Origin of the sequence: Marinilactibacillus piezotolerans (assembly GCF_900114235.1) — a bacterium.
GTDB lineage: Bacteria > Bacillota > Bacilli > Lactobacillales > Carnobacteriaceae_A > Marinilactibacillus > Marinilactibacillus piezotolerans.
In genome coordinates, this window is the sequence record NZ_FOSJ01000013.1 from 17,785 (window position 1) to 42,201 (window position 24,417).

At 35.6% G+C, this 24,417-nt stretch carries 19 protein-coding genes and 1 tRNA gene; 17 read left to right on the forward strand and 3 right to left on the reverse strand.

Features of this window, described 5'->3' with window-relative positions; all coding sequences use genetic code 11:
- Nucleotides 1–40 precede the first annotated feature (40 nt).
- Nucleotides 41–114, reverse strand: a tRNA-Arg gene (locus tag BM212_RS04730).
- A gap of 63 nt (nucleotides 115–177) precedes the next feature.
- On the reverse strand, nucleotides 178–693 hold the full coding sequence (locus BM212_RS04735; RefSeq protein ID WP_072695324.1) for a GNAT family N-acetyltransferase: 516 nt from the start codon (nucleotides 691–693) through the stop codon (nucleotides 178–180).
- Between the two features lie 181 nt (nucleotides 694–874).
- On the opposite strand from BM212_RS04735, the gene BM212_RS04740 reads away from it, so the two are divergent.
- The 12 genes from BM212_RS04740 to BM212_RS04795 all read left to right on the forward strand — a co-directional run bounded on the left by BM212_RS04740 (nucleotide 875) and on the right by BM212_RS04795 (nucleotide 16,795).
- On the forward strand, nucleotides 875–1,297 hold the full coding sequence (locus BM212_RS04740) for an OsmC family protein (protein WP_072695322.1): 423 nt from the start codon (nucleotides 875–877) through the stop codon (nucleotides 1,295–1,297).
- Between the two features lie 174 nt (nucleotides 1,298–1,471).
- A complete protein-coding gene (locus BM212_RS04745; RefSeq protein WP_091896788.1) occupies nucleotides 1,472–2,251 on the forward strand; it encodes an alpha/beta hydrolase in 780 nt (259 codons plus the stop codon).
- Nucleotides 2,252–2,393: 142 nt separating this feature from the next.
- Entirely contained in the window at nucleotides 2,394–3,134 is a 741-nt protein-coding gene (locus tag BM212_RS04750; protein ID WP_091896791.1) for an alpha/beta hydrolase, read from the forward strand.
- Between the two features lie 126 nt (nucleotides 3,135–3,260).
- On the forward strand, nucleotides 3,261–4,508 hold the full coding sequence (locus tag BM212_RS04755) for a sugar ABC transporter substrate-binding protein (protein ID WP_072695314.1): 1,248 nt from the start codon (nucleotides 3,261–3,263) through the stop codon (nucleotides 4,506–4,508).
- A gap of 77 nt (nucleotides 4,509–4,585) precedes the next feature.
- The gene (locus tag BM212_RS04760; protein WP_177206326.1) at nucleotides 4,586–5,464 is read left to right on the forward strand and encodes a carbohydrate ABC transporter permease; all 879 of its coding nucleotides are present in this window, start codon (nucleotides 4,586–4,588) and stop codon (nucleotides 5,462–5,464) included.
- Between the two features lie 15 nt (nucleotides 5,465–5,479).
- Nucleotides 5,480–6,301 carry a carbohydrate ABC transporter permease gene (locus BM212_RS04765; protein ID WP_072695310.1) on the forward strand — a complete coding sequence of 274 codons (822 nt, stop codon included), beginning with the start codon at nucleotides 5,480–5,482 and terminating at the stop codon, nucleotides 6,299–6,301.
- A 25-nt stretch (nucleotides 6,302–6,326) separates the two neighbouring features.
- Nucleotides 6,327–8,477 (forward strand): glycoside hydrolase family 3 N-terminal domain-containing protein, encoded by a 2,151-nt coding sequence (locus BM212_RS04770; RefSeq protein WP_091896797.1) that lies wholly within the window; start codon nucleotides 6,327–6,329, stop codon nucleotides 8,475–8,477.
- Nucleotides 8,478–8,519: 42 nt separating this feature from the next.
- Nucleotides 8,520–11,879 carry a GH36-type glycosyl hydrolase domain-containing protein gene (locus tag BM212_RS04775; protein WP_218149687.1) on the forward strand — a complete coding sequence of 1,120 codons (3,360 nt, stop codon included), beginning with the start codon at nucleotides 8,520–8,522 and terminating at the stop codon, nucleotides 11,877–11,879.
- A gap of 68 nt (nucleotides 11,880–11,947) precedes the next feature.
- On the forward strand, nucleotides 11,948–13,414 hold the full coding sequence (locus BM212_RS04780; protein ID WP_091896800.1) for a sulfatase family protein: 1,467 nt from the start codon (nucleotides 11,948–11,950) through the stop codon (nucleotides 13,412–13,414).
- 110 nt (nucleotides 13,415–13,524) lie between these two features.
- Nucleotides 13,525–14,493 (forward strand): LacI family DNA-binding transcriptional regulator, encoded by a 969-nt coding sequence (locus BM212_RS04785; protein ID WP_091896802.1) that lies wholly within the window; start codon nucleotides 13,525–13,527, stop codon nucleotides 14,491–14,493.
- 17 nt (nucleotides 14,494–14,510) lie between these two features.
- Nucleotides 14,511–16,130, forward strand: a complete 1,620-nt coding sequence (locus tag BM212_RS04790) for a glycoside hydrolase family 13 protein (protein WP_091896805.1) — start codon at nucleotides 14,511–14,513, stop codon at nucleotides 16,128–16,130.
- Between the two features lie 203 nt (nucleotides 16,131–16,333).
- Entirely contained in the window at nucleotides 16,334–16,795 is a 462-nt protein-coding gene (locus BM212_RS04795) for a GNAT family N-acetyltransferase (protein WP_091896807.1), read from the forward strand.
- A 102-nt stretch (nucleotides 16,796–16,897) separates the two neighbouring features.
- Here the strand turns inward: BM212_RS04795 and BM212_RS04800 are convergent, their stop codons facing one another.
- Nucleotides 16,898–18,136, reverse strand: a complete 1,239-nt coding sequence (locus tag BM212_RS04800; protein ID WP_072695296.1) for an aminopeptidase — start codon at nucleotides 18,134–18,136, stop codon at nucleotides 16,898–16,900.
- 365 nt (nucleotides 18,137–18,501) lie between these two features.
- On the opposite strand from BM212_RS04800, the gene BM212_RS04805 reads away from it, so the two are divergent.
- From BM212_RS04805 to BM212_RS04825, 5 genes are all read left to right on the forward strand, one after another.
- Nucleotides 18,502–19,053, forward strand: a complete 552-nt coding sequence (locus BM212_RS04805) for a TetR/AcrR family transcriptional regulator (protein ID WP_072695294.1) — start codon at nucleotides 18,502–18,504, stop codon at nucleotides 19,051–19,053.
- Between the two features lie 190 nt (nucleotides 19,054–19,243).
- Nucleotides 19,244–20,272, forward strand: a complete 1,029-nt coding sequence (locus BM212_RS04810; RefSeq protein WP_072695292.1) for an NADH:flavin oxidoreductase/NADH oxidase — start codon at nucleotides 19,244–19,246, stop codon at nucleotides 20,270–20,272.
- 34 nt (nucleotides 20,273–20,306) lie between these two features.
- Nucleotides 20,307–21,263 carry a glycosyltransferase family 2 protein gene (locus BM212_RS04815; protein WP_072695290.1) on the forward strand — a complete coding sequence of 319 codons (957 nt, stop codon included), beginning with the start codon at nucleotides 20,307–20,309 and terminating at the stop codon, nucleotides 21,261–21,263.
- Complete coding sequence (locus tag BM212_RS04820) at nucleotides 21,260–21,691, forward strand: GtrA family protein (RefSeq protein WP_083540568.1); 432 nt, start codon at nucleotides 21,260–21,262, stop codon at nucleotides 21,689–21,691. The genes BM212_RS04815 and BM212_RS04820 overlap by 4 nt, the downstream gene beginning before the upstream one ends.
- On the forward strand, nucleotides 21,684–24,407 hold the full coding sequence (locus BM212_RS04825; protein WP_177206328.1) for a YfhO family protein: 2,724 nt from the start codon (nucleotides 21,684–21,686) through the stop codon (nucleotides 24,405–24,407). The genes BM212_RS04820 and BM212_RS04825 overlap by 8 nt, the downstream gene beginning before the upstream one ends.
- Nucleotides 24,408–24,417 lie beyond the last annotated feature (10 nt).

Here is a 24,417-nt window from a genome sequence, read left to right on the forward strand (position 1 = left end):
ATAAGCCCTTTAAAATATTTGATAGAAAAAAGATCATTAACGACTCTAGAGGGAATCGAACCCACGACCTAGTGCTTAGGAGGCACTTGCTCTATCCTACTGAGCTATAGAGTCAGGATAAATTCAAAAAATTTATTTTAAGAATACTTCTTATAACTATATTACTAAATGAATCGGTTAATTTAAACTTTTTTTTAAAATAAGGTCAGTTTGTTCATCACTCCCCAAGAAAAAGGAATGTGAACCTGATTGTTTAAATCCCATTTTATTATAAAAATGCAGTGCTTGTAAATTTTCTTCCCATACTCCAAGCCAGATAGAATCAAGATGCATATCATGAGCTCTTTCAGAAGCTTTTTGAATCAGCTTTTTACCTAACCCCATTCTTTTAAATGGGTTTCTTATATATATTCTCTCAATTTCTAAACTATTGATATGAGTATGTTCCGTTTGAGCAGTATCTCGATTAATCTTCAAGTATCCAGCTATAACGGAATCCTGTGAAATAAAGTAAAACTCAGAATGAGGATGACTGAGCTCTTTTGTTAATTGTTCTAAAGTATAGTGGTTATTGATATACTCCTTCATATGAGTAGGATCGTTTGCTTCTGCAAATGTATCGGTAAAAGTTTCAATACTAATATCTTTTAAGATCTGCACTTGTTCAATACTGATTTGTTCTAGTCTAAACATAGCTCTAGTCACCTTTCTGTTGAAATGAAATTTATCCAAAACACATTTTAGAGTTTAGCAACTCTATAATTATAACAGAAATTATGCTCTAATTGGCAAAATATTTAGCTGGTAATTGAACTATGGAAAAGTAAGCCCAGTTGATTTATAATAAATATACAAAAAATATGGAGTGAATAAGATGAAAGTATCAACAAAATGGCAAGGTGATTTTGCGTTTACGATGGATAACGGCCAAGGCCATATACTACCGATGGACGCCGGTAAAGCAGCAGGTGGAAAAGGGTCTGGAGTTTCTCCGATGGAAGCTTTATTAGGCAGTTTAGCAGGTTGTATGGGAATCGACATATTTATGATTCTAAAGCCTTATCAGGAAAAGATTGAACGTATTGAACTAGAAACAGACGGAGAACGTAATGAAGAGCCACCGAAATACTTTAAGAAAATACAAGTAACGGTAAATGTTGATGGCGACGTACCGGCAAGCCGAATCTTTCGCGCTGTAAACTTAAGTAACGACAAATATTGTTCCGTGGCTAATTCATTAAAAGCAGAATTGTCTTATAAAGTAGTCTTGAATGGAGAAGAAGTAAGCCAAGCGTAATGGATTATGACTTTTAAGTAAGACGGGTAATCTTTTAGTGCCTTTAACTAAATTGAAAGAATGGAGATAGCATTTTTGCTTATCCATTCTTTTTTTTACAAAAAAATGGTTGCGCTATCAAATTGAAATAATTAAACTAGACAAATAAAATAAAAAAATTTCTGGAGGAGAATTATGGCAACTTTTACAGGTACGATGCAATCCAAAGAGTTAATGAGGAAAGTTTCTTTTACAGCAATTATTCCTTCGAGCACAAAATCTATTTATGACCCACGGACTGAAAAATCAATAAATAAAAGTCCCTTTAAAACACTTTATTTACTTCATGGCTGGGATGGGAATCATGAAGATTGGGTACAAAATACACGTATAGTAGAATTAGCAACTAAGTTAGGTGTGGCAGTTATTATGCCTTCTGGAGAAAATAGTTTTTACGTTGATCATAGTAACGGAGATTACTATGGGCGATTTATTGGACAAGAATTAGTAAATGAAACCAGACATTTGTTCAATCTCTCTACAAAAAGAGAGGATACTTGGATAGCTAGTTTATCAATGGGAGGGTATGGAGCTTTAAGAAATGGATTATCTTACAGTGAGACTTTTTCAAAAATAGCTGCATTTTCAAGCAGAATTTTAACGAAAAATGATCCTAATCATGATTTGTCTATAGATGATCGTATGAATGCGCATCTCCAATATATTATTGGCAGTAAATCCTACAAGGACTTAAGTTTGGATATGGATATCTATGAACTAGTTTTGCAAAGCAGTATACCGGAATTATTTATTGCTTGCGGTACAGAAGATTTTATTTATGAGGATAGTTTACAATTCCATAAATTTTTAAAAGATAACCAAATCAATCATATTTACAGAGCATCACCCGGAGAACATAAATGGAATTTTTGGGATCGAACTATTGAAGAAGCGATTGAGTGGATGGTGCAATAAGTTAAAGAATAGATGGACTGATTATAGAGATTAAAATCTATTTATTAGAGAACACTCATAAAAAAAGAAAAGGCTTGCAAAAAATATTTTTGTTTTATATAATTCATTTATCGAAACGTTTCGAAAGGAAGTGCATAGTGTTATGACAACGATTGACGCAACATTCTTTTCAGATAAACTTTCTAGGAAAGTCAGTTATTCTGCTATTATTCCTGAAAAAAGCAGGAAGGAAAAGTCGTTAAGAACTTTATACTTGCTGCATGGATACAGCGGAGATCGTAAGGATTGGTTTTATGCAGGGAATATAGAACAATTAGCGGAAGAATATAATATAGCTGTAATTATTCCATCTGGTGAAAATAGTTATTATGTCGATCATCCGAGTGGTGCGGAATATGGTAGATTCATCGGAGAAGAATTAGTAGAGGAAACAAGAAGTCTTTTTCCTTTATCTACTGATCAAAAAGATACGTGGATCGCAGGATTATCAATGGGTGGATATGGTGCTTTAAGAAATGGATTGTATTATAATAAAACATTTGGGAAAATTGCAGCATTATCTAGCAGAATTTTGCGGAAAGATTTTAAAAATGATCAGCATACTTATCCAGATAGAATTATGAAAGTGCTAATTGGCTCTAATGATGTGAATGATATGCCCGACGCAATGGACCTGTATCAGCTGGTTGCTGAAAACAAAATTCAGCCAGCCCTTTATATGGCTTGCGGAACGAGTGATTTTCTTTATCAGGATAATCTGGAATTTCATCATTACTTGAAAGACCAAAAAGTAGAACATCAATACATTGAAAACGAAGGAGACCATAACTGGGGATTTTGGAACCAGCAAATTATTCCAGCTCTTGAATGGTTAACTTCGTAACATATTTTTACTCATTGTTAAATGTGAAAAGTTGCAGAATATTTTTTTAAGTATTTATCGAAACGTTTCGAACGGAATTTTCAGTTTTTTATTGCAGAAAGACTCAAATATTAGGAGGAATTGATCATGGTTAAAATGAATAAATTATTATTAGGAACAACTTCTTTACTATCTTTAAGCTTATTAGCAGCTTGTGGTAATGGAGATGAAGAAAGCGCTTCTGAAGAATCATCAGATACTTTATCCGTTTGGATGATGGGAGACGGAAACGAAACAGTACAACCGATTTTTGATGCATATACTGAAGAAACAGGAATAGAAGTAGATTTGCAGAGTATCCCTTGGTCTGCTGCCCATGACCGTCTTTTAACTGCCGTAGCTTCTGGTGAGGGTCCCGATGTTGTACAGATGGGTTCAACATATATGGCTGAATTTACTGATGCAGGTGCATTGCTGGACATCAGCGATTATATTGAATCAAACGATGCACTTTCTCCGGACAACTTTTTTGAAGGAAATGTCGCAACGACAATGTTTGACGATAGTTATTACGGTGTTCCTTGGTATACAGAAACACGTGCCCTATACTACAGAACAGATTTGCTGGAAGAAGTCGGCTATCCTGAAGGACCAAGTAATTGGGACGAATTGTATGACGCAGCAGTGAAATTATCTGAGCGTGGAGATAATATGTACGGATTTGATATCAATCTTCAAGAGCAGACTTTCGGACCTATGTTTGCTAAACAGAACGGATCGGAATTGATTGATGAAGATGGAAATGCAGTATTGAATGAACCAGAATTTGTTGAAGCAATCGAATACTTGCACAGTTTTGTTGAAGCAGGAGCAACAGCAAATCAAGATTTAGGAATTGAAATGTCACAAAGTTTTGGTGGAGATGGAATCGTACCGATGTTCATCAGTGGTCCATGGTCAATTACAGCAATTGAAGATCAGACAACAGATATCGAAGGTAAATGGGATATTCGTACTTTACCTGAAGGACCAGTGAGCAATGTATCAAACACGGGCGGAGCTAACCTTGCTGTCTGGAGTAGTTCAGATCATCCTGATGAAGCAATGGACTTGATTGAACACATGGTAAGTGTGGATAGCTTAATGACATATTATGATACAACAAGTTCATTACCGGCATTAGTAGAAGCATGGGAAGAAGAGCCGTTCCAAGATGAAAAAATTGCCGTATTTGGAGAACAGCTTGAAAATTCAGAACACATGCCTTTGATTGAAGGATGGGATAGAATGTCTCAAGCCTATCTATCAAGCTTTGAAGAAATTATGGTTGGTGGAGCAGATATTCAAGAAACACTAGATAACTTGAATCAAGAAGTTCAAACAATCATAGAATAGTAAAAGTTCATATATTCAGAGAATCGAATAGATTTTTATTCATTCTCTGAATTTTGATTTTAGAGAGGATGTTTTACATGAAAAGCAAAAAAGCGCCATATTTTTTTATAGCACCTGCAATCATTTTATTGTTGATGTTTTCGATATTTCCGATTCTGATTGCTTTAGTAATTAGTTTTACAGATATGAGTCTAGCAGGATTAGCTGATTTTTCTCGAATTAATTTCCTTGGAATCGAGAACTACCAGAATATTTTACAAGATAGAGTGTTTTTACAGTCAATCACAAACACCTTGTTCTATGTCGTATTCGGTGTACCGCTAGTCATTCTTTTCTCATTGACTATTGCCATTCTGATTAACATGGGTCAGTCAAAATATTTTTCATTTATGAGAGTGGTTTTTTATTCTCCCTCTATTACTAATATAGTAGCGGTTGCGATTGTTTGGGCTTTCCTCTTCAATCCAAGTGAAAGCATCGGACTAATTAATCAAGTTTTAGGAACTGTCGGTATCGAACCAATTGGCTGGTTGACAAGTACAGAATTTTCTAAAATTTCATTAATTATCTTAGCAGTCTGGAGAGGAATCGGAATAAACATGCTGATTTTTTCAGCAGCATTACAGAATATTCCCCGTACGATGTACGAAGCTGCGGAACTTGATGGCGCTACTAGGTGGGAACAAATCTGGTATATCACTATTCCACAGTTAAAATTTTCAACATTCTTTGTGACGATCACCACTATTATTGGCTGGTTGCAGTTCTTCGAAGAACCTTTTGTTATGACTGACGGCGGGCCACTCAACAGTACAACTAGTGTGGCTTTGTTTATTTATCGTAATGGATTCCAAAATAACCAGTTTGGATATGCAGCTGCAGGATCGTTGCTATTATTCATAGTTATTATTTTAGCAACAATGCTTCAATTAAGATTACAACGACGAGCTGATTAAGAGGAGGGAAAACTAATGATAAATATAGATAAAAAATTAAAAATTATGATTGGGATTGTTTTGGGTCTCTGGGGATTGATTACAGTTATTCCTTTCCTGTGGATGATTCTATCAGCGTTCAAAACAAATCCAGAAATCGTATCGATCCAACCAAGTTTATTTCCACAAGAGTGGACTTTTGACAACTTCAGAGAATTATTTGAACGTTTGAATTTTGATGTGTATTTGATTAATACGGCAATCATCACAGCATTAGGCTTTATTGGTTTATTTTTAAATGCTATGGCTGGATTTGCATTCGCGCATTATAATTTCAAGTTTAAGAATTTCTTATTTCTATTAGTGCTGGCTACGATGATGATTCCAGGACAAGTAACGATGATACCAGTATATTTACTTTTAAACCAAATGGGTTTGACAAATACGTATTTAGGAATCGTACTTCCAGGACTTACTGGAGCATTCGGGATATTTTTATTCAGACAATTTTTCTCAAATATTTCAGAAGAATTTTTTGAAGCAGCAAGACTCGATGGTGCAAGTGACTTTTACGTATTTTTCAGAGTAGCGCTACCATTATCTAAACCGATTATTGCAGTCCAAGGAATTTTAACATTTATAGCAGGCTGGAATTCATTCCTATGGCCATTGATTATAGCAAATGATCAAAGTTTCTATACTTTATCAGTAGGGCTGCAATTACTGCAAGGTCAGCATGGAACCAACTATGCGCTGCAAATGGCAGGAGCTGCGTTTATGGTTATTCCGATCCTGATTATATTTATTATCTTCCAGAAATACATTTTAAGCGGATTTAATATTTCAGGTGGTAAATAGAAAAAGGGAATTAAAGGAGATTAATATGCTAACGACAGAATTAAGAGAACTTTTAAACCAAATGACAATTGAAGAAAAAGTAGGACAGACGATTCAGTTATCGGCTGATTTCTTTTCAGAAGAGACAGAAGATATTACCGGGCCAATGAATGAGATGGCAATGACAGAAGAGAAAAAGTTTCAGATTGGTTCAGTGCTGGGTGTTACGGGTGCTGAAAAAACAATTAAGTTACAAAAAGAATATATGGAAAAGCACCGACTATCTATTCCATTATTATTTATGGCAGATGTAATCCATGGCGATCACACCATTTTTCCGATTCCGCTTGGACTAGGTGCTACTTGGGATCCGGAAATGATTAAAGAAGCAGCTAGTATATCCGCGAAAGAAGCGGCTGCTCAAGGATTGCACGTGACATTTTCTCCCATGGTTGACTTAGTGAGAGATCCCAGATGGGGAAGAGTCTTAGAATCTACAGGAGAGGATAAGACTTTAAATAAACATTATGCGAGAGCTTTTGTTGAAGGGTATCAAGGTGCGGATCTTAAAGAAGATTTAACTAAATTAGCCGCTTGTGTAAAACATTTTGCTGGATATGGAGCTCCAAGAGGCGGCCGAGACTATAATTCAGTTGATTTAAACGAGAATACTTTCAGAGAACATTATCTTCCTGCCTATCAGGAAGGGATAGATGCCGGAGCCAAATTAGTGATGACAGCTTTTAACACAATCGACAATATTCCGGCTACAGGAAATAAGCGTCTTATGAGAGAAATACTGAGAAAAGAAATGAATTTTAACGGTGTCTTGATTTCTGACTGGGGAGCAATTGGAGAATTGGTTCCTCATGGAGTAGCGCAGGATAATAAACAAGCTGCAGAATTAGCTTTAGAAGCAGGAGTAGATATTGAAATGATGTCAGCTGCTTATAGTGAGCATTTAGTAGAGTTAGTTAAAACTGATAAAAGTTTAGAGACCTTATTAGATGAAACTGTAATGAACATACTGGTATTAAAAGAAGAACTGGGATTATTTGATAATCCTTATCGTGGAGCGGATGCAGAAATTGAAAAAATAGCTATCTTCTCTTCGGAAAACAAAGAGGTAGCATTAAAAGCAGCAGAAAAATCACTAGTCCTCTTAGAAAACAAAAAAGCACTTCCACTAGATCGATCTGAAAAGGTAGTGTTAACCGGTCCTATGAAAAATTCTCATGATTTACTGGGAGCATGGTCTTGGAAAGGAGATAAAACAAAAACGCCTACACTCAAAGAGGCAATGGATAATCATTTAGGAAAAGATACCGTGAAAGTGATTGATGAAACAGAAATATTTAACGGAGCCCAGAGCTTTTTAATAGCAGAACTGCAAGAAGCAGATACAGTTTTAGTAGCTTTAGGAGAAACCTCTGAAATGAGCGGCGAAGCAACAAGTCGTACAAATATTCAACTTCCTAAAATTCAAATCGAACTTTTGAAAGAATTAAGAAAGTTAAATAAAAAAGTCGTTGCGGTCTTGTTTAATGGAAGACCACTAGATCTTTCTGAAGTGACTCCACTAGTGGATGGTCTGGTTGAAGCTTGGTTTCCAGGTTCAAAAGGCGCTGATGCAATCGTTAACGTATTATACGGAGTTATCAATCCGTCAGGAAGGTTATCTATGACATTCCCACGATCTGTCGGCCAGATTCCGATTTTTTATAACCAGGATAATACCGGTAGACCCAGCGAGCAAGGTAAACCAGCTGATAAGTACTTATCTAAATATCTAGACAGCGAGAACACCCCATTATATCCATTTGGATATGGATTATCTTACACAACCTTTGAATATACAAATTTAAGATTATCAAAAACTGAAGTAACATCAGCTGATTCAATTGAAGCTTCAGTGACGGTTCGTAATACTGGGTTATCTGAAGGAACAGAAACCGTTCAGCTCTATATTCGTGATAAAGTCGGAGAAGTCGTTCGTCCAGTAAAAGAACTACATGATTTTAAACAAATCAGACTAAAAGCTGGTGAGAGCCGAATAGTAAACTTCACCATATCAGAAGATCAATTAAGATATACACATGCAGATCATACTGTAAAGAGCGATGCAGGAGAATTCCTTCTTGGAATAGGAGCAGATAGCACGATTGAATTAACCCATTCATTCAATTTGATCAACTGATTTAAGTATTGTAAAAAAGTATTCGTTTTAAGGAGTAGTGGCATGAAAACATTAAAGCAGGAAAATAAGCATATGGAAATATTGGAATCGGGGAAGACGAAGGTTACATTTCTTCAAACAGGAGATTTGTATACGCTCAAGCATGAAGATATTATGATCAATCAAATTGAAGGAAATATGATCGACGGTTCATTGAACAATATCTATCTGAGATTGTTTGATCAGCACGGACAAGTCCAAAGCTACAAACCTCTATTAGGAATTAAATCTGATAGTACATTTGCAGTTGGAGAAAAGCAAGCAAGCTGGAAAGGATCTTTTGAAGGGATTGAATACATTGTTCGTTTTATTTTATCTGAAGATTCTATTTGGTTTTGGGAAGTAGAAGTTAACTGTTCAAACAGGGATATTGATATTGTGTATGGACAAGATCTTGGATTGGCAGAAGAGGCAGCATTAAAAGCAAATGAAGCCTATGTCGCCCAATATGTTGATCATAAGATTATTGAAACAGATCTAGGATACTCCATCAACTCTAGACAAAATCAACCGCAGAATGGACAACATCCTTATCTGCAGCAAGGAAGTCTAACGATTGCAGATGGTTTTTTGACCGATGGATTTCAGTTCTTCGGTAAATCCTATAAAGAAACAAATGAACCAGAAGTTATCTATTATCCGGATTTTGAAAATAAAAATATCCAGTTTGAATTTGATTACAGTATTTTAAAATCTAAACGTACATCACTAGACGGAACTGCTAAGTTTATTTTTTATAGTTATTATAAAAATTCTCATCCTGAAGCTGTTGAAAAGTTAGAAGAAATAAAAAAGATACAGTCAAATTACGATCAAATAATATATGAAGAGTTGACTGAAAAAAAATCTGTAAGTAAAAAAAATTATCTAGGACAACCTTTACAAACAGTATCTATACAAAAAGATGAAATAGAAGAACTATACCCAAAAAGAGTACAAGAAGAAGTAGTTGATGAAACGTTACTCTCTTTCTTTACAGATAAAAATGCTCATGTGGCACTAAAGGAAAAAGAGTATCTACTAGAACGTCCCCATGGACATATCTTATTTACGCATAACAAGACAGTCACTGATGAAAGCATTATGAGCACAACCTCCTGGATTTATGGAATTTTTAATGCTCAGCTGGTTTTAGGGAATACAGACATGAATAAAGCTTTATCTAACGCTCGAAATCCAATCAACTATTTTAAAACAAGTGGTCAGCGAGTATACGTTAAGCTTGAAAATGCTTATCACTTATTAACGATGCCTTCATTGATGGAAATCGGGGCTAATTACGTAAAATGGTTGTATAAAACGGAAGAAGAAACGTTTATTGTAACGAACCTTTCTTCTGCGACTACATCCACTATTCAATTGTCAGTAGAAAGCAAAAGTGGTAAAAGTTATGAATATCTGGTTACCAATCAGTTAACAATGAATAGCCGCGAGTATAAAGTTCCAGTCTGGTACGAAGAAAGAGATCAGGCAGTCTATTTTACATTTGATGAACAGACTGCTGCTCACCAGAAGCTTCCTGACCTCACTTATCGATTCAAACTAGAAGGTGCCTCTTCAACGGTTGTGGGTGAAGATTTTATACTGGATGGCATTGACGAGGGAACAGCTATGTTGCTGAATTTTAAAGTTGATGCAACAAGTCAGTTCCAGTTGATTATGCAAGGATCTCTTGATGGAAACCAGTTTGATGATGTCAAATTGTCGTTTGCTCAAGAAGTTGATGCTTTCTCAACATATTTCGATCAATTAAGTAATGGATTTAAGGTTAACGGTCCTAAACAACTGACTGGAATTTCTCAAAAAATGAATTTAACGACTTGGTGGTATACGCACAATATGCTCGTTCACTATCTTGTACCGCATGGTCTAGAGCAATTTGGTGGAGCAGCATGGGGAACGAGAGATGTCTCTCAGGGACCGGCAGAATATTTAATGGCGATGCAGCAGTATGAGAGTACAAAAGAGATTATAAAAAAAGTCTATACTCATCAACACGTGCAGGACGGAAACTGGCCGCAGTGGTTCATGTTCGATTCTTATACTCAAGTACAAGCCGATGAAAGCCATGGAGACGTGATTGTCTGGCCATTAAAGATGTTGGCAGACTATATTGAATCGACTGGTGATTTTGACATTCTGGAAGCTTCAGTACCTTATTTTGATAAAATCACAAAAGAAATAACGCAAGAGTCTGAAACAATTAGAGATCATGTAACCAAGCAATTAAATTATATTCAACATCATTTCTTAGGTAATACCTTCTTGTCTTCTTATGGAGATGGTGATTGGGATGATACACTGCAACCGCATAATCAAAGTCTCAAAAAAGATATGGCCAGCAGTTGGACGATCGCTTTGACCTATCAGACTTTACAGAAATTTGCGAAGGGGTTAAAAAACAATCAAGATGGATGGTCAGATGAGGTTAGAAAATTATCAGAAAATATTGCAGCTGATTTCAGAAAGTATGTCTCATCAAACGAAGTCGTACCAGGATTTATCTATATGCCAAGTGAAGATGAAATCGTAAAAATGGTTCATCCTGAAGATACAACAACAGGAATCCAGTATCGTCTGCTTCCTATGATCAGAGGAATGATCAGTGAACTGTTTACAAAAGAACAGGTTGATAAACATTATGAAATTATTCAAAAACACTTAAATACACCAGATGGCGTTCGGCTGATGAATCGACCAGCTACCTATAGAGGTGGAGTCAGCCACCAATTCAAGCGAGCAGAGCAAGCGGCAAACTTTGGTCGTGAAATTGGCCTAATGTATGTACATGCACATATCAGATATATCGAAGCGATGGCTAAAATCGGTAAGCCGAATGAAATCTGGAAAGGTCTTGAGACGATCAATCCAATTAATATTCAGCAAGTTGTAGAAAATGCAGAACTAAGACAGAGCAATACGTATTTCAGTAGTTCAGATGCTGATTTTTCTAATCGCTATGAAGCTCAAGAACAGTTTGATTTAGTTAAAAAAGGGGATGTAAAGGTAAAAGGTGGATGGAGAATTTACTCAAGCGGGCCAGGTATTTACATGAATCAACTGGTCTCAAATGCCTTAGGTATTCGAATTCAAGATAAGAATCTAGTATTAGACCCTGTTTTAACAAAAGAAATGGATGGATTAGCTGTAGAGTATTACTACGACGATAAACCGCTTATTATAAAATATCATTATAATGAACAAAGCCAATTGAGTGTTAGAGTAAACAATCAGGAAGTTTCACATAAAATGATTGAAAATCCTTACCGAAATGCCGGGGTTCTTCTTGATAATTCAGATTTAATTAATCATTTGAACCAAGAAAAAAATATTATTGATGTGTATTATCCGGTTTATAATTAATCACTAATTGGAAAACATGAAATTCAGTAGGATAAAAGCAGTATAAAAATATTCTAGGAGAGATCATCTTGAAACTACTATTCATTGATGTAGATTCATTAAGGCCAGACCATTTAGGTTGTTACGGTTATCATCGAAACACTTCTCCAAATATTGACCGTATAGCAGAAAGAGGCATAAGATTTACTAAATATTATGCTTCTGATGCTCCCTGCAAGCCCTCTAGAACAGCATTTACTACTGGGAAGTTTGGTATACGAACAGGAGTAGTGGATCATGGTGGTAAAGCGACTAATTTAAGGAATTCTGAGAAAAATTCAGATTTTAAAGATGGTCTTGAAACCTTCAGTCTTCCAGGTATTTTACGTCAAAAAGGCTTGGAAACTGTCTTAGTCAGTACCTTTCATGAAAGACATTCTGCATGGCATTTTGCAGCAGGATGGAATCAGATTTTTAACTGCGGTAAATTAGGAGACGAAATAGCATCTGAAGTCACACCGATTGCATTAAAATGGTTAAAATCAAATACTGATAAAGATAATTGGTGTTTATATCTAAATTACTGGGATCCACATACTCCTTATCGTACACCAGATAGTTATGGAGAACCATTCAGGAATGATCCTTTGCCTGACTGGCTGACTAAAGAAAAACTTGAGAAAGACAGAGAATTAGCTGGACCGCATTCGGCTAGAGAAGTTGACATGTATTGGAATAAACCATTACCTGAGTATCCAAGATATCCGACTGAAATAAAAGATATGGATGATATGCGTAAATTAATTGATGGGTACGATACGGGGATACGTTATATGGATGACCATTTAGGACAGATTTTTGAAGAATTGGATAACCAAGGGATTTTAGATGAAGTTGCGGTAATCATAACAGGTGATCATGGCGAAAACCTAGGTGAGCTGGGAATTTATGCTGAGCATGCTACAGCCGATAAAGGTACATGCAACATACCCATGATTCTTTCACTTCCAGAAATGAAAGATAGTAGGATTGACGATAACTTTCATTATAATATGGACATCTTACCGACTCTTGCAGAATGGCTAAACGTGGAATCAGATCCTGAGTGGGACGCAAAAAGTTTTGCACCTGCATTAAGTGGACAGTCCTATAAAGACCGCAAGTTTCTAGTGATTAGTCAATGTTCTCACGTTTGTCAGAGAAGTGTTTTATTTGATAAGTGGTTATATATAAGAACTTATCACGATGGCTTTCATCTATTTGAAAAGCACATGCTATTTGACTTAGAGGAAGATCCTTATGAACAACATAATCTGGCTGAAACTAGAGAAGATATTGTAAGAGAAGCAATAGAATTGTTGAATGAATGGCAGGACGAAATGATGGCTAAAATGACAGAACCAGTAGACCCTTTATGGACGGTGATGAATGAAGGTGGACCCTATCACGCCAAAGGTAATCTTGAAATGTATATCAATCAGCGATTACTTCCAACAGGCAGAACAGAAGCTGTTGAGAAATTAAAGCAAGCGTATCCAAATGAATTTAAGGTATAATGTAACTTGAATTTATAAGTTCTCTTAAAATAGCTTGCGAAAGCGATTCAAGATAGTTAAAGTGAAATATGTGAGTTAGTAGATTGTAATAGAAAGTTAGGTAGATTCTTATGACTGGAATCAAAGATATAGCTAAAAAAGCGAATGTGTCTATTTCAACTGTCTCCTATGCATTGAATAATAGTTCTAAGGTCAGTGAAAAAACTAGAAAACGTATTCTGATGATTGCTGATGAAATGAATTATATCCCAAATAGAGCAGGACAGAATTTGAGGAGGAAACAAACTAGAATCATTGGTGTTCATCTATCCAGTTATAGTGGTAGTTTTTATGGTGATTTACTAGATGGTATTCATAATATGGCTAAAGAACTAGGGTTTGATATCATTGCTTGTTCTGGAGAAAAGTCTCGCCTGTTTCTGCCACAGGGAATGATTGATGGAATTATCGTATTGGATCAGTATTATCCAGATGAACAGTTGCTTAAATATGCTGAAGAAGGTCATTCGATTGTAGTCTTAGATAGACAATTAGAACATGAGAATATTCGACATGTACTGCTTGATAATCAAGAAGGAATGAAACAAGCAGTGCAATCATTAAAGTCTTCTCCAGTAGAAGTCATTGACATTATTGGCGGACCAAAAGGCAACTTTGACAGCAAAGAACGGTTAAAGACTGCAACGCAAGAGATTAGCAAATTAGGGAAAAAATTCCGTATTTATAAAGGTGAATTTACAGAAGAATCAGGCTATCTAGCGGCACGAGAGATAGCAGCTGAAGCAAAGAAACAATCTGGGCTGCAGGCAAAAAAAATCCAGATTATTGCATTAAATGATGAAATGGGAATCGGCGCTTATAATTATTTTAAAAACTCTTCATTAAATACGGAAACTGAAGTGAAAATCATTGGATTTGATAATCTTGTCGTCAGTCGCTATCTAGATCCCAAAATGCATAGTGTAACCTACTCAAAAAGAGAATGGGGAGCGGTAGGTATGAATACGCTATACAAAATGTTGAATGGAGAAAGAGGAAAAGATGCACTGATTTCAACGAAGTTTTCGGCGAATCAATAAATGAGGTGAAACTATATATGACAGGGTGGAAAAATTTAGTCGTTTATCAAATCTATCCCAGAAGTTTTCAGGATTCCAATGGGGATGGAATCGGGGATATTCCCGGTATTATAAAGCGTTTAGATTATCTGCAGACATTGGGCGTGAATGCAGTTTGGCTGAGTCCAGTCTATGAATCTCCAAACGATGATAATGGCTATGACATCAGCAACTATGAAGCGATACATCCTGAATACGGAACGATGGATGATATGAATAATCTGATTGCTGAAGCCGATAAAAGAAATATTAGGATTATTATGGATCAAGTAGTGAATCATACTTCTGATGAACATCCCTGGTTTCAAGAAGCGATTAGAGATAAAACAAGCAAATATAGAGATTATTATATTTGGAGAGACCCAGTTAATGGGAGAGAACCCAACGATTTAAAATCAGCATTCGGAGGTTCAGCATGGGAATATGATGAAAAATCTGGACAATACTATCTTCATATTTTCAGCAGGAAACAACCGGATCTAAATTGGGAAAATAAAGAAATGCGTCAGGATATCTATAAGATGATGAATTTCTGGCTGGATAAAGGAATTGGCGGTTTCAGAATGGATGTTATTGATTTATTAGGAAAAGATCCTGATCAGAAAATAACCGGGAACGGTCCAAAATTACATGATTTTCTGAAAGAAATGCACCAGAAGACCTTTGGAAACTATGATGTCATGACTGTTGGAGAAAGCTGGGTGCTGACGCCTGAAACAGCCCCGCTTTTTGCAGACGAAGGCAGAAATGAATTAAATATGATGTTTCAATTCGAACACCTGATGATTGATGAATTGCCCGAAACTTCAAAATGGGACTTAAAGAAGTTAGACTTAATAGAATTGAAACAAGTGTTTAACAAATGGCAAACTGGGATACCGGATACTACGTGGAACAGTTTATTCTGGGATAATCACGATACCCCTAGAATCGTGTCAAGATACGGTAACGACAAGAAATATCGGGTTGAGAGTGCAAAGATGCTAGCTATTTTGCTTCACTTGATGAAAGGTACACCATATATTTATCAAGGGGAAGAAATCGGGATGACAAATCTAGCAATTAATCACATCTCAGAAGTTCAAGATATTGAAAGCTACCGACTATATCACGAAAAATTAGCTCAAGGTTGGACAGAAGAACAAATTATTGAAGCAATCAACACCAAAGGAAGAGATAATGCACGCACACCAATGCAGTGGGCAGATAGTGCGAAGGGAGGATTTACAACCGGGACCCCTTGGATGAAAGTCAATTCAAATATTCAAGAAATCAATGTTGAAGAGGCCCTGAAGGATGAAAATTCCGTTTTTTATACTTATCAGAAACTAATTCAGTTAAGAAAAGAACATACTGTAGTTATTGATGGAGAATTTAAAATGATGCTTTTAGATCATCCGAAGATTTTTGCATATGAACGTCAAAATTCCGATACTACTTGGCTGATTGTGGCTAATTTCAGTGATCAGGAAACCAAACTGTCACTGTCAGATAAAGAACAAATTGTGGAAGTCATTATTTCTAATTCAGATAAAAAAGCTTACAATTTAAAAGAACTGAATCTATCCCCATATGAAACTTTCGTAGTGGAGAAATAACTATCTTTAAGATACACTTATTCCTTTACAAAAGGAATAAGTGTATTTTCACCTCAACCATTAGTCCTTGTTTAGTTAGTTGTTTTCATAGTTAAAGACTTATATTTTTTATCCGCTCATTACATATTATGATTGAATAATTATTTAGTTGCGTATACTTTTATGTTAGGATTTTATAGGACAAAAGGAAAGAGGAGAAGTAAATGGAAGGATTGAATATAAGACCTGTTACTGAAGATAACTGGCGAGCAATAGTGGAATTAAAACCGCTAACTGATCAGAAAAAATATATTACCTCAAATGCTGAATCATTACTAGAATCATTTTACGAAACACGATACAACTGGTCTGTTTTTGGATTGTTTAAAGAAGAATACCCAATCGGATTTACGATGATTGGAGCTTTTAATGCCGAAAAAGAGTATATCTGGTTAGATCGGTTTATGATCGATGGTCAATTTCAAGGAAAGGGATATGGAAAGAAATTTCTTCAATTGATAGTGGATTATATTCAGTTAAAATGGCAAGTAAAAGATATTGTGCTCAGCATAGTGAAAGAAAACAATCAAGCAAAAAAATTATATGAAACAATTGGATTTATAGATACTGGAAGAATCGATGAGGAAAATGGAGAGTTGGTTATGGTTTTAAATGTTAAAAAATAATACGGAAGATATCCTTTGATCTATCAGATAAAAACAATAAAAACCAGAAACTTCTGATTAAGAAGTCTCTGGTTTTTGTGATTTATTGGTTGTTCAAGAAATTTAAACCCAAGCACCTTTACGGAATATTGGAACACGTGAACCATCTTCACGAATACCGTCAACATCCATTTGATCCGAACCAAACATGAAATCAACATGAACATCAGAGCGATTTAAACCTGCAGCTTTTAATTCTTCTTCTGACATTTCTGTTCCGCCAATTAAGTTAAAAGCATATGCAGATCCTAAAGCTAAGTGATTTGAAGCATTTTCGTCAAACAAAGTATTGAAGAAAGTTAAACCAGATTGAGAAATTGGAGAAGCATCTGGCACTAAAGCAACTTCGCCTAAACGAGCTGAACCTTCATCTGTCTCAATCAATTTCTTGATGACGTCTTCTCCTTTTTCTGCTGTTACTTTTTCTACTTTTCCATCTTTAAAGTGGAATTGCATACCTTCGATAATATTACCTGCATAGCTCAATGGTTTTGTGGAAACAACTACACCATCTACATGATTTGCATCTGGAGCTGTAAAGACTTCCTCGGTAGGCATATTGGCCATGAATCTTTCTCCGCGTGAGTTGTTGCTTCCAGCACCTTCCCAGCGATGTCCTTTAGGTAGGCCCACTGTCAGGTCTGTTCCTGGTGCAGTAAAATGAACAGCAGTGAATTGCTCTTTATTTAATTCTTCTGCTTTACTATCTAAGGTAGTATCTTTATTTTCCCAGGTTTTTATTGGATCTTCATCATAAATGTTCACTGCTTTAAAGATAGCATCCCACAAAGCATCTTGTTGTTCTTCTTTTGTTTCTAAATCTGGGAAGACTTTAGCCGCCCATTTTTCGCCTGAAGCAGCAGCGACTAGCCAGCTGACTTTGTTTGATTGAGTTGCACGTCTCATAGCAGAAAAAGCTCTACCTGAAGCAGCTTGCGCAGCAGCAATTTTTGAACTATCCAATCCCTGCAATGAATCTGGGTCAGATGAACGAACACTGATACGGCTGGCTCCTTTTTCGATATGATCCAAACTTTCATCTATTTTATATTGCGGAATATTAGTTAATACTTCTTCAGAAGCGTATTTAAATGTAGAACGATCAATGCTGTCATCTGACCATTTAACGATTACTTCTTTAGCGCCTTTTTGATAGGCAGCTTCTGTAATCAAACGTGCCAGTGGAGCCTGGTCCACATCAATATTCAGCACTACTGTGTGTCCGCTTTGAACGTTGACCCCAGTCGATACGATCAGAGCAGCGTATTTTTTCAATAATTCATCAAAATTTGCAATTGCCATCTTATAATCCTCCTAAAAAGTATAAAATCTCTTCTCTAATATAATAGCATACTCTAGAATCTAGTGCGAGAAGGCAGATTATATCCGATAAAATACTACCCGGTTAGGCGGATTTTAGCGTTATAAACATTAAATTTGTTACTATTTAACTACACATGTTTTGTGTTTATGACAAATTTAGCTATTTGATTTTATATAACGAACGTTATAAAGATGTGGTTAATCGGTGTTTTAATAACTTTTGTTTTTTGATATACTCTTATGGTAGTGATTATTTGTTCTTTTATTGTTATGTTAAGTATGTTATACTTAGAAGCATTATCGGATTATCAAGGAGAAAATAAGGAATTGAGGGAGACTGGAAGGTGCCAAGACAAAGAACGATTTTAAGAGAAAATATTTTAGGAGCTTCTATGGAATTGTTAAGAACGAGTGGGTTCAAACAATTTACGGCGAGACAAATCGCAATCAAAATGAATTCTTCAACTCAGCCGATTTATAAAGAGTTTAAAAACATGGAAGACTTAAAAATAGGGTTACTTGACTATGTTAAACAGTATTTAACAGAACGAGTTTATTCTACTCAAGAGTCTCGGGATCCTTTAATGGAAGTATGTAAAAATTATATACTTTTCGCAAAAAATGAACCAACACTTTTTTCTGCAATCTATATGGATCGGGAGTTTGAAGCGGTTCAACTTCATGATTTTGCATATGATAAGGTTACCGAAATCATTGCAAATGTCGAAGAAATTAGAAGTGAGAGCAGTATAAATGACTATCTTGATAGATTATGGCCAGCTATTCATGGAGTAGCGATGCTGGTAGCCCAAGGTAAAATAGTGTACAACAACGAAGAAGAAGTCAGTCGTAAAGTTTCTGATATTATCCATGCAAGTAAAGAAACTCAATATTAAACTGACCTAAAAAGAAGGCAGTCCGATCCTGATTCGGACTGTCTTCTTTTTACTATTTCAACAGATAATGTAATTCTATTTTATTTTTGAAAAAACTCTCATTTAGTTATGTGTTATATCTTTATACTATTTTTAAGTTACGTGATAAAATAGATATTGATTGAAAACTGAAATTGGGAGATTAACGAATATGAAATTATTTGAACCTATTCAACTAGGTAAACTGAAATTAAAAAATAGAATCGTTATGGCGCCCATGTGTATGTACTCAGTAGTAAAAAGGGACGGTGAACTAACCCCTTTTCATAATGTACATTATGCTAGTCGAGCAATTGGCGGAGTAGGGCTGATCTTTTTTGAGGCTACGGCTGTTTCTGAAGAAGGACGAATCACTGATCAAGATCTTGGTTTATGGAATAATGATCAAATGTTGAAAATAAAATCCTTAGCAAATACAATCCATAATTTAGGAAGCCAAGTAGGTATCCAGCTCTCACATGCTGGAAGAAAAGCTGAAGATGCAAGGAATCTAGCAGCACCAAGTGCAATTGCTTATAACGATAGTTACCAGACACCATTAGAATTATCTTCTAAGGGAATAGAAAAAGTGATTGCTGATTTTAAAGCATCAGCACAGAGAGCAGCTGATGCGGGAATGGATGTTATACAAATTCATGCTGCCCATGGATATTTAATAAACCAGTTTTTATCCCCTTTAACAAATCTTAGAGAGGATCAGTATGGATCACAGTCTTTAGAAAATCGTTTCCGGTTACTTAAAGAAATTATTCTAGAAGTACAAAAAGTATTTAAAGGCAGTATCTGGGTTAGATTTTCTGCAACTGATTATGATGAAGAAAGCACAACAATCAAAGAGTTCGATCAAATGAATCAATGGTTAAAAAATCTCTCAGTAGATGTTGTGGATGTTTCAACAGGAGGTTTGCTGCCTAAAAGACCGACCAGGATTTATCCTGGCTATCAGGCTCAATACGCTGAACATTTCAAAATAAATTCTAGCTTAAAGATATCAACAGTAGGTAAATTAGGTGATCCCAATTTAGCTAACTACATTCTTGAAACTGAGCAAGCAGATCTGATTGCTCTTGGAAGACCCTTACTAAGGAATCCCAATTGGCCGATGATGGCGGCAAGAGAACTTGGTTACACAGAATTTGAATCCTATAATCCATCTTATGGGCGAGGATTCAACGAGTAGTCAATATGTAAACAATAGAAGTGAGGAAATAAAAATGAAAAAATTATCCTTAATTATTCCTGCTTACAACGAGGAAGAAGTTCTTCCTCAATTAATTGAGAGACTGAATGAAGTGAGTCAACATTTAAGCAACTATCAATTCCAGTTCTTGTTTATCAATGATGGGAGCTCTGATAATACACTAGAACTCTTGAAAGAGCTGAATAAAAAAGATAAAAGAATGCAATATGTAGACCTTTCTAGAAATTTTGGAAAAGAAACAGCAATGCTGGCTGGGTTTGACTATGCTAATGGTGATGGAATCGTGATTCTAGATGCAGATTTGCAGCATCCACCAGAAGTAATAGAAGAAATGATCAACTGGTGGGAACAAGGATACGAAGATGTATATGCGGTCAGAAAAAAACGCGAAGGAGAAACCTTCTTAAAAGTATGGACTTCCAAGCTTTACTATAAGATCGTACAAAAAATGACACCGGAAAAAGTTATTCCTCAAGCTGGAGATTTCAGACTTTTAGATAAAAAGTGTATTTATGCGCTAAGACAATTACGTGAAAAAGAACGTTATACAAAAGGAATGTACGGATGGATCGGCTTTAAAAAGAAAGAAATCACCTACTTTGCAGAAGAACGTGCAGCTGGTGAGACAAAATGGAAATGGAGTAATTTGTTTAAACTGGCTATTGATGGAATCACTTCTTATAGCACGGTTCCCCTGAAAGTATGGTCATATATTGGCTTTACGATTTCTGTATTAGCTTTTATTTTCTTAGCAGTTGAAACGATTAAAACAATCGTATTTGGAACAGATGCAGCTGGATATCCAACACTCCTAGCAGCTATCTTATTTTTAGGTGGGATACAATTGATCTCGCTGGGCGTTATCGGAGAATATCTGGGAAGAGTATTTGTAGAAACGAAAGGCAGACCTGCTTACTTTATCCGAGAATCTTCTGAATTTGATGAATCTGAAAAGGAAGAAAATGAATGATCAAACTATTGAAAGATCAATATACTAAATATGAGGAAGTAATTAATTATTTATTTTTTGGAGTCTTGGCAACAGTTGTCAATATTGTAATTTTCTTTATTTTTGATACTTTACTCCAAACGCCTTATTTATTTGCAAATGGGTTATCCATTATCGGGGCCATACTTTTTGCTTTTTTTACAAATAAAAAATACGTATTTAAATCTGAAACGGTTTCAAAAAGAGAGGCTTTTAGAGAATTCTATCTTTTTGTAGGCTTTCGATTGACTTCAGGGATTTTTGATATGCTCAGTATGTATATTCTAGTAGATTTCTTAACGATCGATACCAATGTTTCTAAAATTATTACACAGTTTATAGTAGTGGTATTGAATTATGTGTTCAGTAAAGTTTTCATTTTCAAGCAGGAAGAGGGAGAGAATGATTAGTGCAGGACAAATCGATAGGCGGATAATATCGAAACAAACATTAGGGTTATACAGTTTACTATTTGTATTGATGATGTCAGCGATTTTCGGATATTATTTTTTTGCTGCAAATGCTTCTTTTATTTGGACAACGGATGGATATACGCAGCATTACTTAATTTTTCATGATTACCTTGAAAAACTGCGAGGATTCTTTACTGGATCTGGTTTTCCATTGTGGGACTGGTCGATCGGTATGGGTTCAGATGTCATTCAATCATATGGCTATTACGTAATTGGAGATCCTTTCGTATACTTAGGATTACTGTTTCCAGAATCAATGACAGAAATTGCTTTTCACTTGCTCATTATTCTTCGGGTCTGGGCGGTTGGAGGCAGCTTTTTATTATTTGCAAAGAAAATGAACTTTTCTCATTATGCTGGACTGATCAGTGCTATACTTTATGCCTTTGCAAATTATGGAATCTTCAATATGTCTAGACATCCTTTTTTTATACTTGCAATGATCTGGTTCCCTTTGCTTTGTCTTGGAATGGAAAAAATCTTTCTTAATGAACGAAGTACAGTATTTACGGTAGCCGTAGCACTAAGTGCATTCAGCAATTTTTATTTTTTCTATAAGTTGACAATACTGATTTTCTTCTACGCTGTAATTAGATATTTTATAGTGTATAAAAAAACTCAGAAAGAGTCTCTACTAAAATTATTTCTGAAAACTACAGTGCCCTATCTAATAGGTTTAATGATTTCTGCCATATTATTTTTGCCAGTCGTTTATGGATTCTTGAATGCTTCCAGGACGCCGGGTGGAGTCGAAATTAATATGTGGATTTATCCATTAGAGTATTATTATGCTTTATTTGATCATACTGTCGTTCCTGGCAGTTACTTCTGGACAATTGGTGGATTTTCTTTACTTTCATTTATCGCTTTAGTTTCTCTGAATTCTTTACCAAAGTTCAAGTTTATTAAAGTCACTTTAAGCTTGTTATTGATTTTGTTATTATTTCCTTTTTTTGGCTCCTTAATGAATGGTCTATCAGGTCCTTATAATCGATTCTCATTTGTGTTCGCATTTTATCTGGCATTAGCCGGGGGATATCTCGTAGATCATAAAAGTGATCTTAAGCAAACTGCAAAGAATAAATCTATGTTCCTCATGATTATTTATACCATAGCTGCTGTAATCTCTATTTTGATTCCGGGCTATCTAACGGTCTATATGACGATCCCGGTTTTTATTGGCTGGGTGATGTGGTATGTACTCTTTACAAAGCGTTTCAGCGGCTCTAACCAAAAAAGTCAGATGATATTAGGGTTGGTTGTACTCAATATGGTTTCAAATGGTATTGGCTATTATTATAGCTTTGGAGGAAATATGATTTCTAAGGTGTTGGATTATGGGACAGTTGAAGAAAAATATCAACAGGCATTAGGTGGACTTGAAAGTAATAGGACGATAGAAAGTCAGGATATCAGTAGAGTAGGGGTCACTTCAAAAGATAATCGCATCCGAAACCAGTTCATTTACTTGGATACGATGGGGCTCAATTCTTACTTATCCATCTCGAATGGTAATTTGTCAGAGTTTGCGCGCGCTATCGAAACCAGTCCCTATCAGACGATTCAGCCATTAAGAGGAGGAGTGGATGATCGAAGCGGCGTGAATAATTTTCTAGGAGTTAAGTCTATTATTACAAAAAAAGAAAATGAAGCATTTATTCCATTTGGTTATGACGTCATTGAAGATGCCGATGAGAATCAGGACTTCATTCTAGCAGAAACAGAAAATGAATTTCCTTTTGCCTACACTATAAATCAAGGTATGTCTCGTTCTTCCTTTATGGAATTGAATGCTCTTGAAAGAGAAACGGCACTGGCTAATAACATCATATTAGAAGATGAAGAATATAAAGAAAGTAGTCTACTGCCAGCTGACCTTCAAACTGAAATAGAAGAAGTATCGTTTGAACTAAATATTTCTGATGAAACACCAGTGACACAAGAAAATCATTTGTATACGACAAAATCAGAACAAATGACTTTGGAACTAACGATTGATCGTCCAGAAGAATTAATTGGTTCAGAATTATATGTTAGATTAGAAGGATTAAAATATTATCCGATTGAAGAAAATATTCTACTCAGACAACCAACAAACTATACATTAACTGCAGCTTATGGCGATATTGAAAAAAATGTATATCAAGCAGATCGGTATAGTTTCAGTTCGTATTACCCTAGAGACTCCATGCTGATTAATCTTGGATATATAGAACAGGATCAAGATATAAATGATCAGATTACGCTCAACTTTAATCGCTTTGGAAAATACTCCATTGATTCAGTAAAATTATATGCTAAGCCGATAGATGAAGCACAGATTTCTGAAGCCGCTGCTAGCAGAGATGAAAAAGCTTTGAAAATTACTACCTTCGCTGATCAGATAATTAAAGGAGAAATTGAAGACACAAATGATGAATGGCTCGTGACGACGATCCCTTATTCTGAAGGCTGGAAAGCTGAGATTAATGGAAAAGCCGTTGAACCTGTAAAAGCGGATCTTGGTTTTGTGGGATTACCTTTGAACAAAGGGGATAATAATGTGACACTAACGTATCGGACACCTTATCTACTAACTGGATGTCTAGTAACTTTACTAGGATTAGGACTACTTGGGGTAAATCACTTTATTTTACAAAAAGATAAGCTCTAAAAAAATAATA

Bases quoted from the DNA above. Each gene is read 5' to 3' on its own strand.
- BM212_RS04735 (WP_072695324.1), bottom strand. From the start codon at position 693: ATGTTTAGACTAGAACAAATCAGTATTGAACAAGTGCAGATCTTAAAA.
- BM212_RS04740 (WP_072695322.1), top strand. From the start codon at position 875: ATGAAAGTATCAACAAAATGGCAAGGTGATTTTGCGTTTACGATGGAT.
- BM212_RS04745 (WP_091896788.1), top strand. From the start codon at position 1,472: ATGGCAACTTTTACAGGTACGATGCAATCCAAAGAGTTAATGAGGAAA.
- BM212_RS04750 (WP_091896791.1), top strand. From the start codon at position 2,394: ATGACAACGATTGACGCAACATTCTTTTCAGATAAACTTTCTAGGAAA.
- BM212_RS04755 (WP_072695314.1), top strand. From the start codon at position 3,261: ATGGTTAAAATGAATAAATTATTATTAGGAACAACTTCTTTACTATCT.
- BM212_RS04760 (WP_177206326.1), top strand. From the start codon at position 4,586: ATGAAAAGCAAAAAAGCGCCATATTTTTTTATAGCACCTGCAATCATT.
- BM212_RS04765 (WP_072695310.1), top strand. From the start codon at position 5,480: ATGATAAATATAGATAAAAAATTAAAAATTATGATTGGGATTGTTTTG.
- BM212_RS04770 (WP_091896797.1), top strand. From the start codon at position 6,327: ATGCTAACGACAGAATTAAGAGAACTTTTAAACCAAATGACAATTGAA.
- BM212_RS04775 (WP_218149687.1), top strand. From the start codon at position 8,520: ATGAAAACATTAAAGCAGGAAAATAAGCATATGGAAATATTGGAATCG.
- BM212_RS04785 (WP_091896802.1), top strand. From the start codon at position 13,525: ATGACTGGAATCAAAGATATAGCTAAAAAAGCGAATGTGTCTATTTCA.
- BM212_RS04790 (WP_091896805.1), top strand. From the start codon at position 14,511: ATGACAGGGTGGAAAAATTTAGTCGTTTATCAAATCTATCCCAGAAGT.
- BM212_RS04795 (WP_091896807.1), top strand. From the start codon at position 16,334: ATGGAAGGATTGAATATAAGACCTGTTACTGAAGATAACTGGCGAGCA.
- BM212_RS04800 (WP_072695296.1), bottom strand. From the start codon at position 18,136: ATGGCAATTGCAAATTTTGATGAATTATTGAAAAAATACGCTGCTCTG.
- BM212_RS04810 (WP_072695292.1), top strand. From the start codon at position 19,244: ATGAAATTATTTGAACCTATTCAACTAGGTAAACTGAAATTAAAAAAT.
- BM212_RS04815 (WP_072695290.1), top strand. From the start codon at position 20,307: ATGAAAAAATTATCCTTAATTATTCCTGCTTACAACGAGGAAGAAGTT.
- BM212_RS04820 (WP_083540568.1), top strand. From the start codon at position 21,260: ATGATCAAACTATTGAAAGATCAATATACTAAATATGAGGAAGTAATT.
- BM212_RS04825 (WP_177206328.1), top strand. From the start codon at position 21,684: ATGATTAGTGCAGGACAAATCGATAGGCGGATAATATCGAAACAAACA.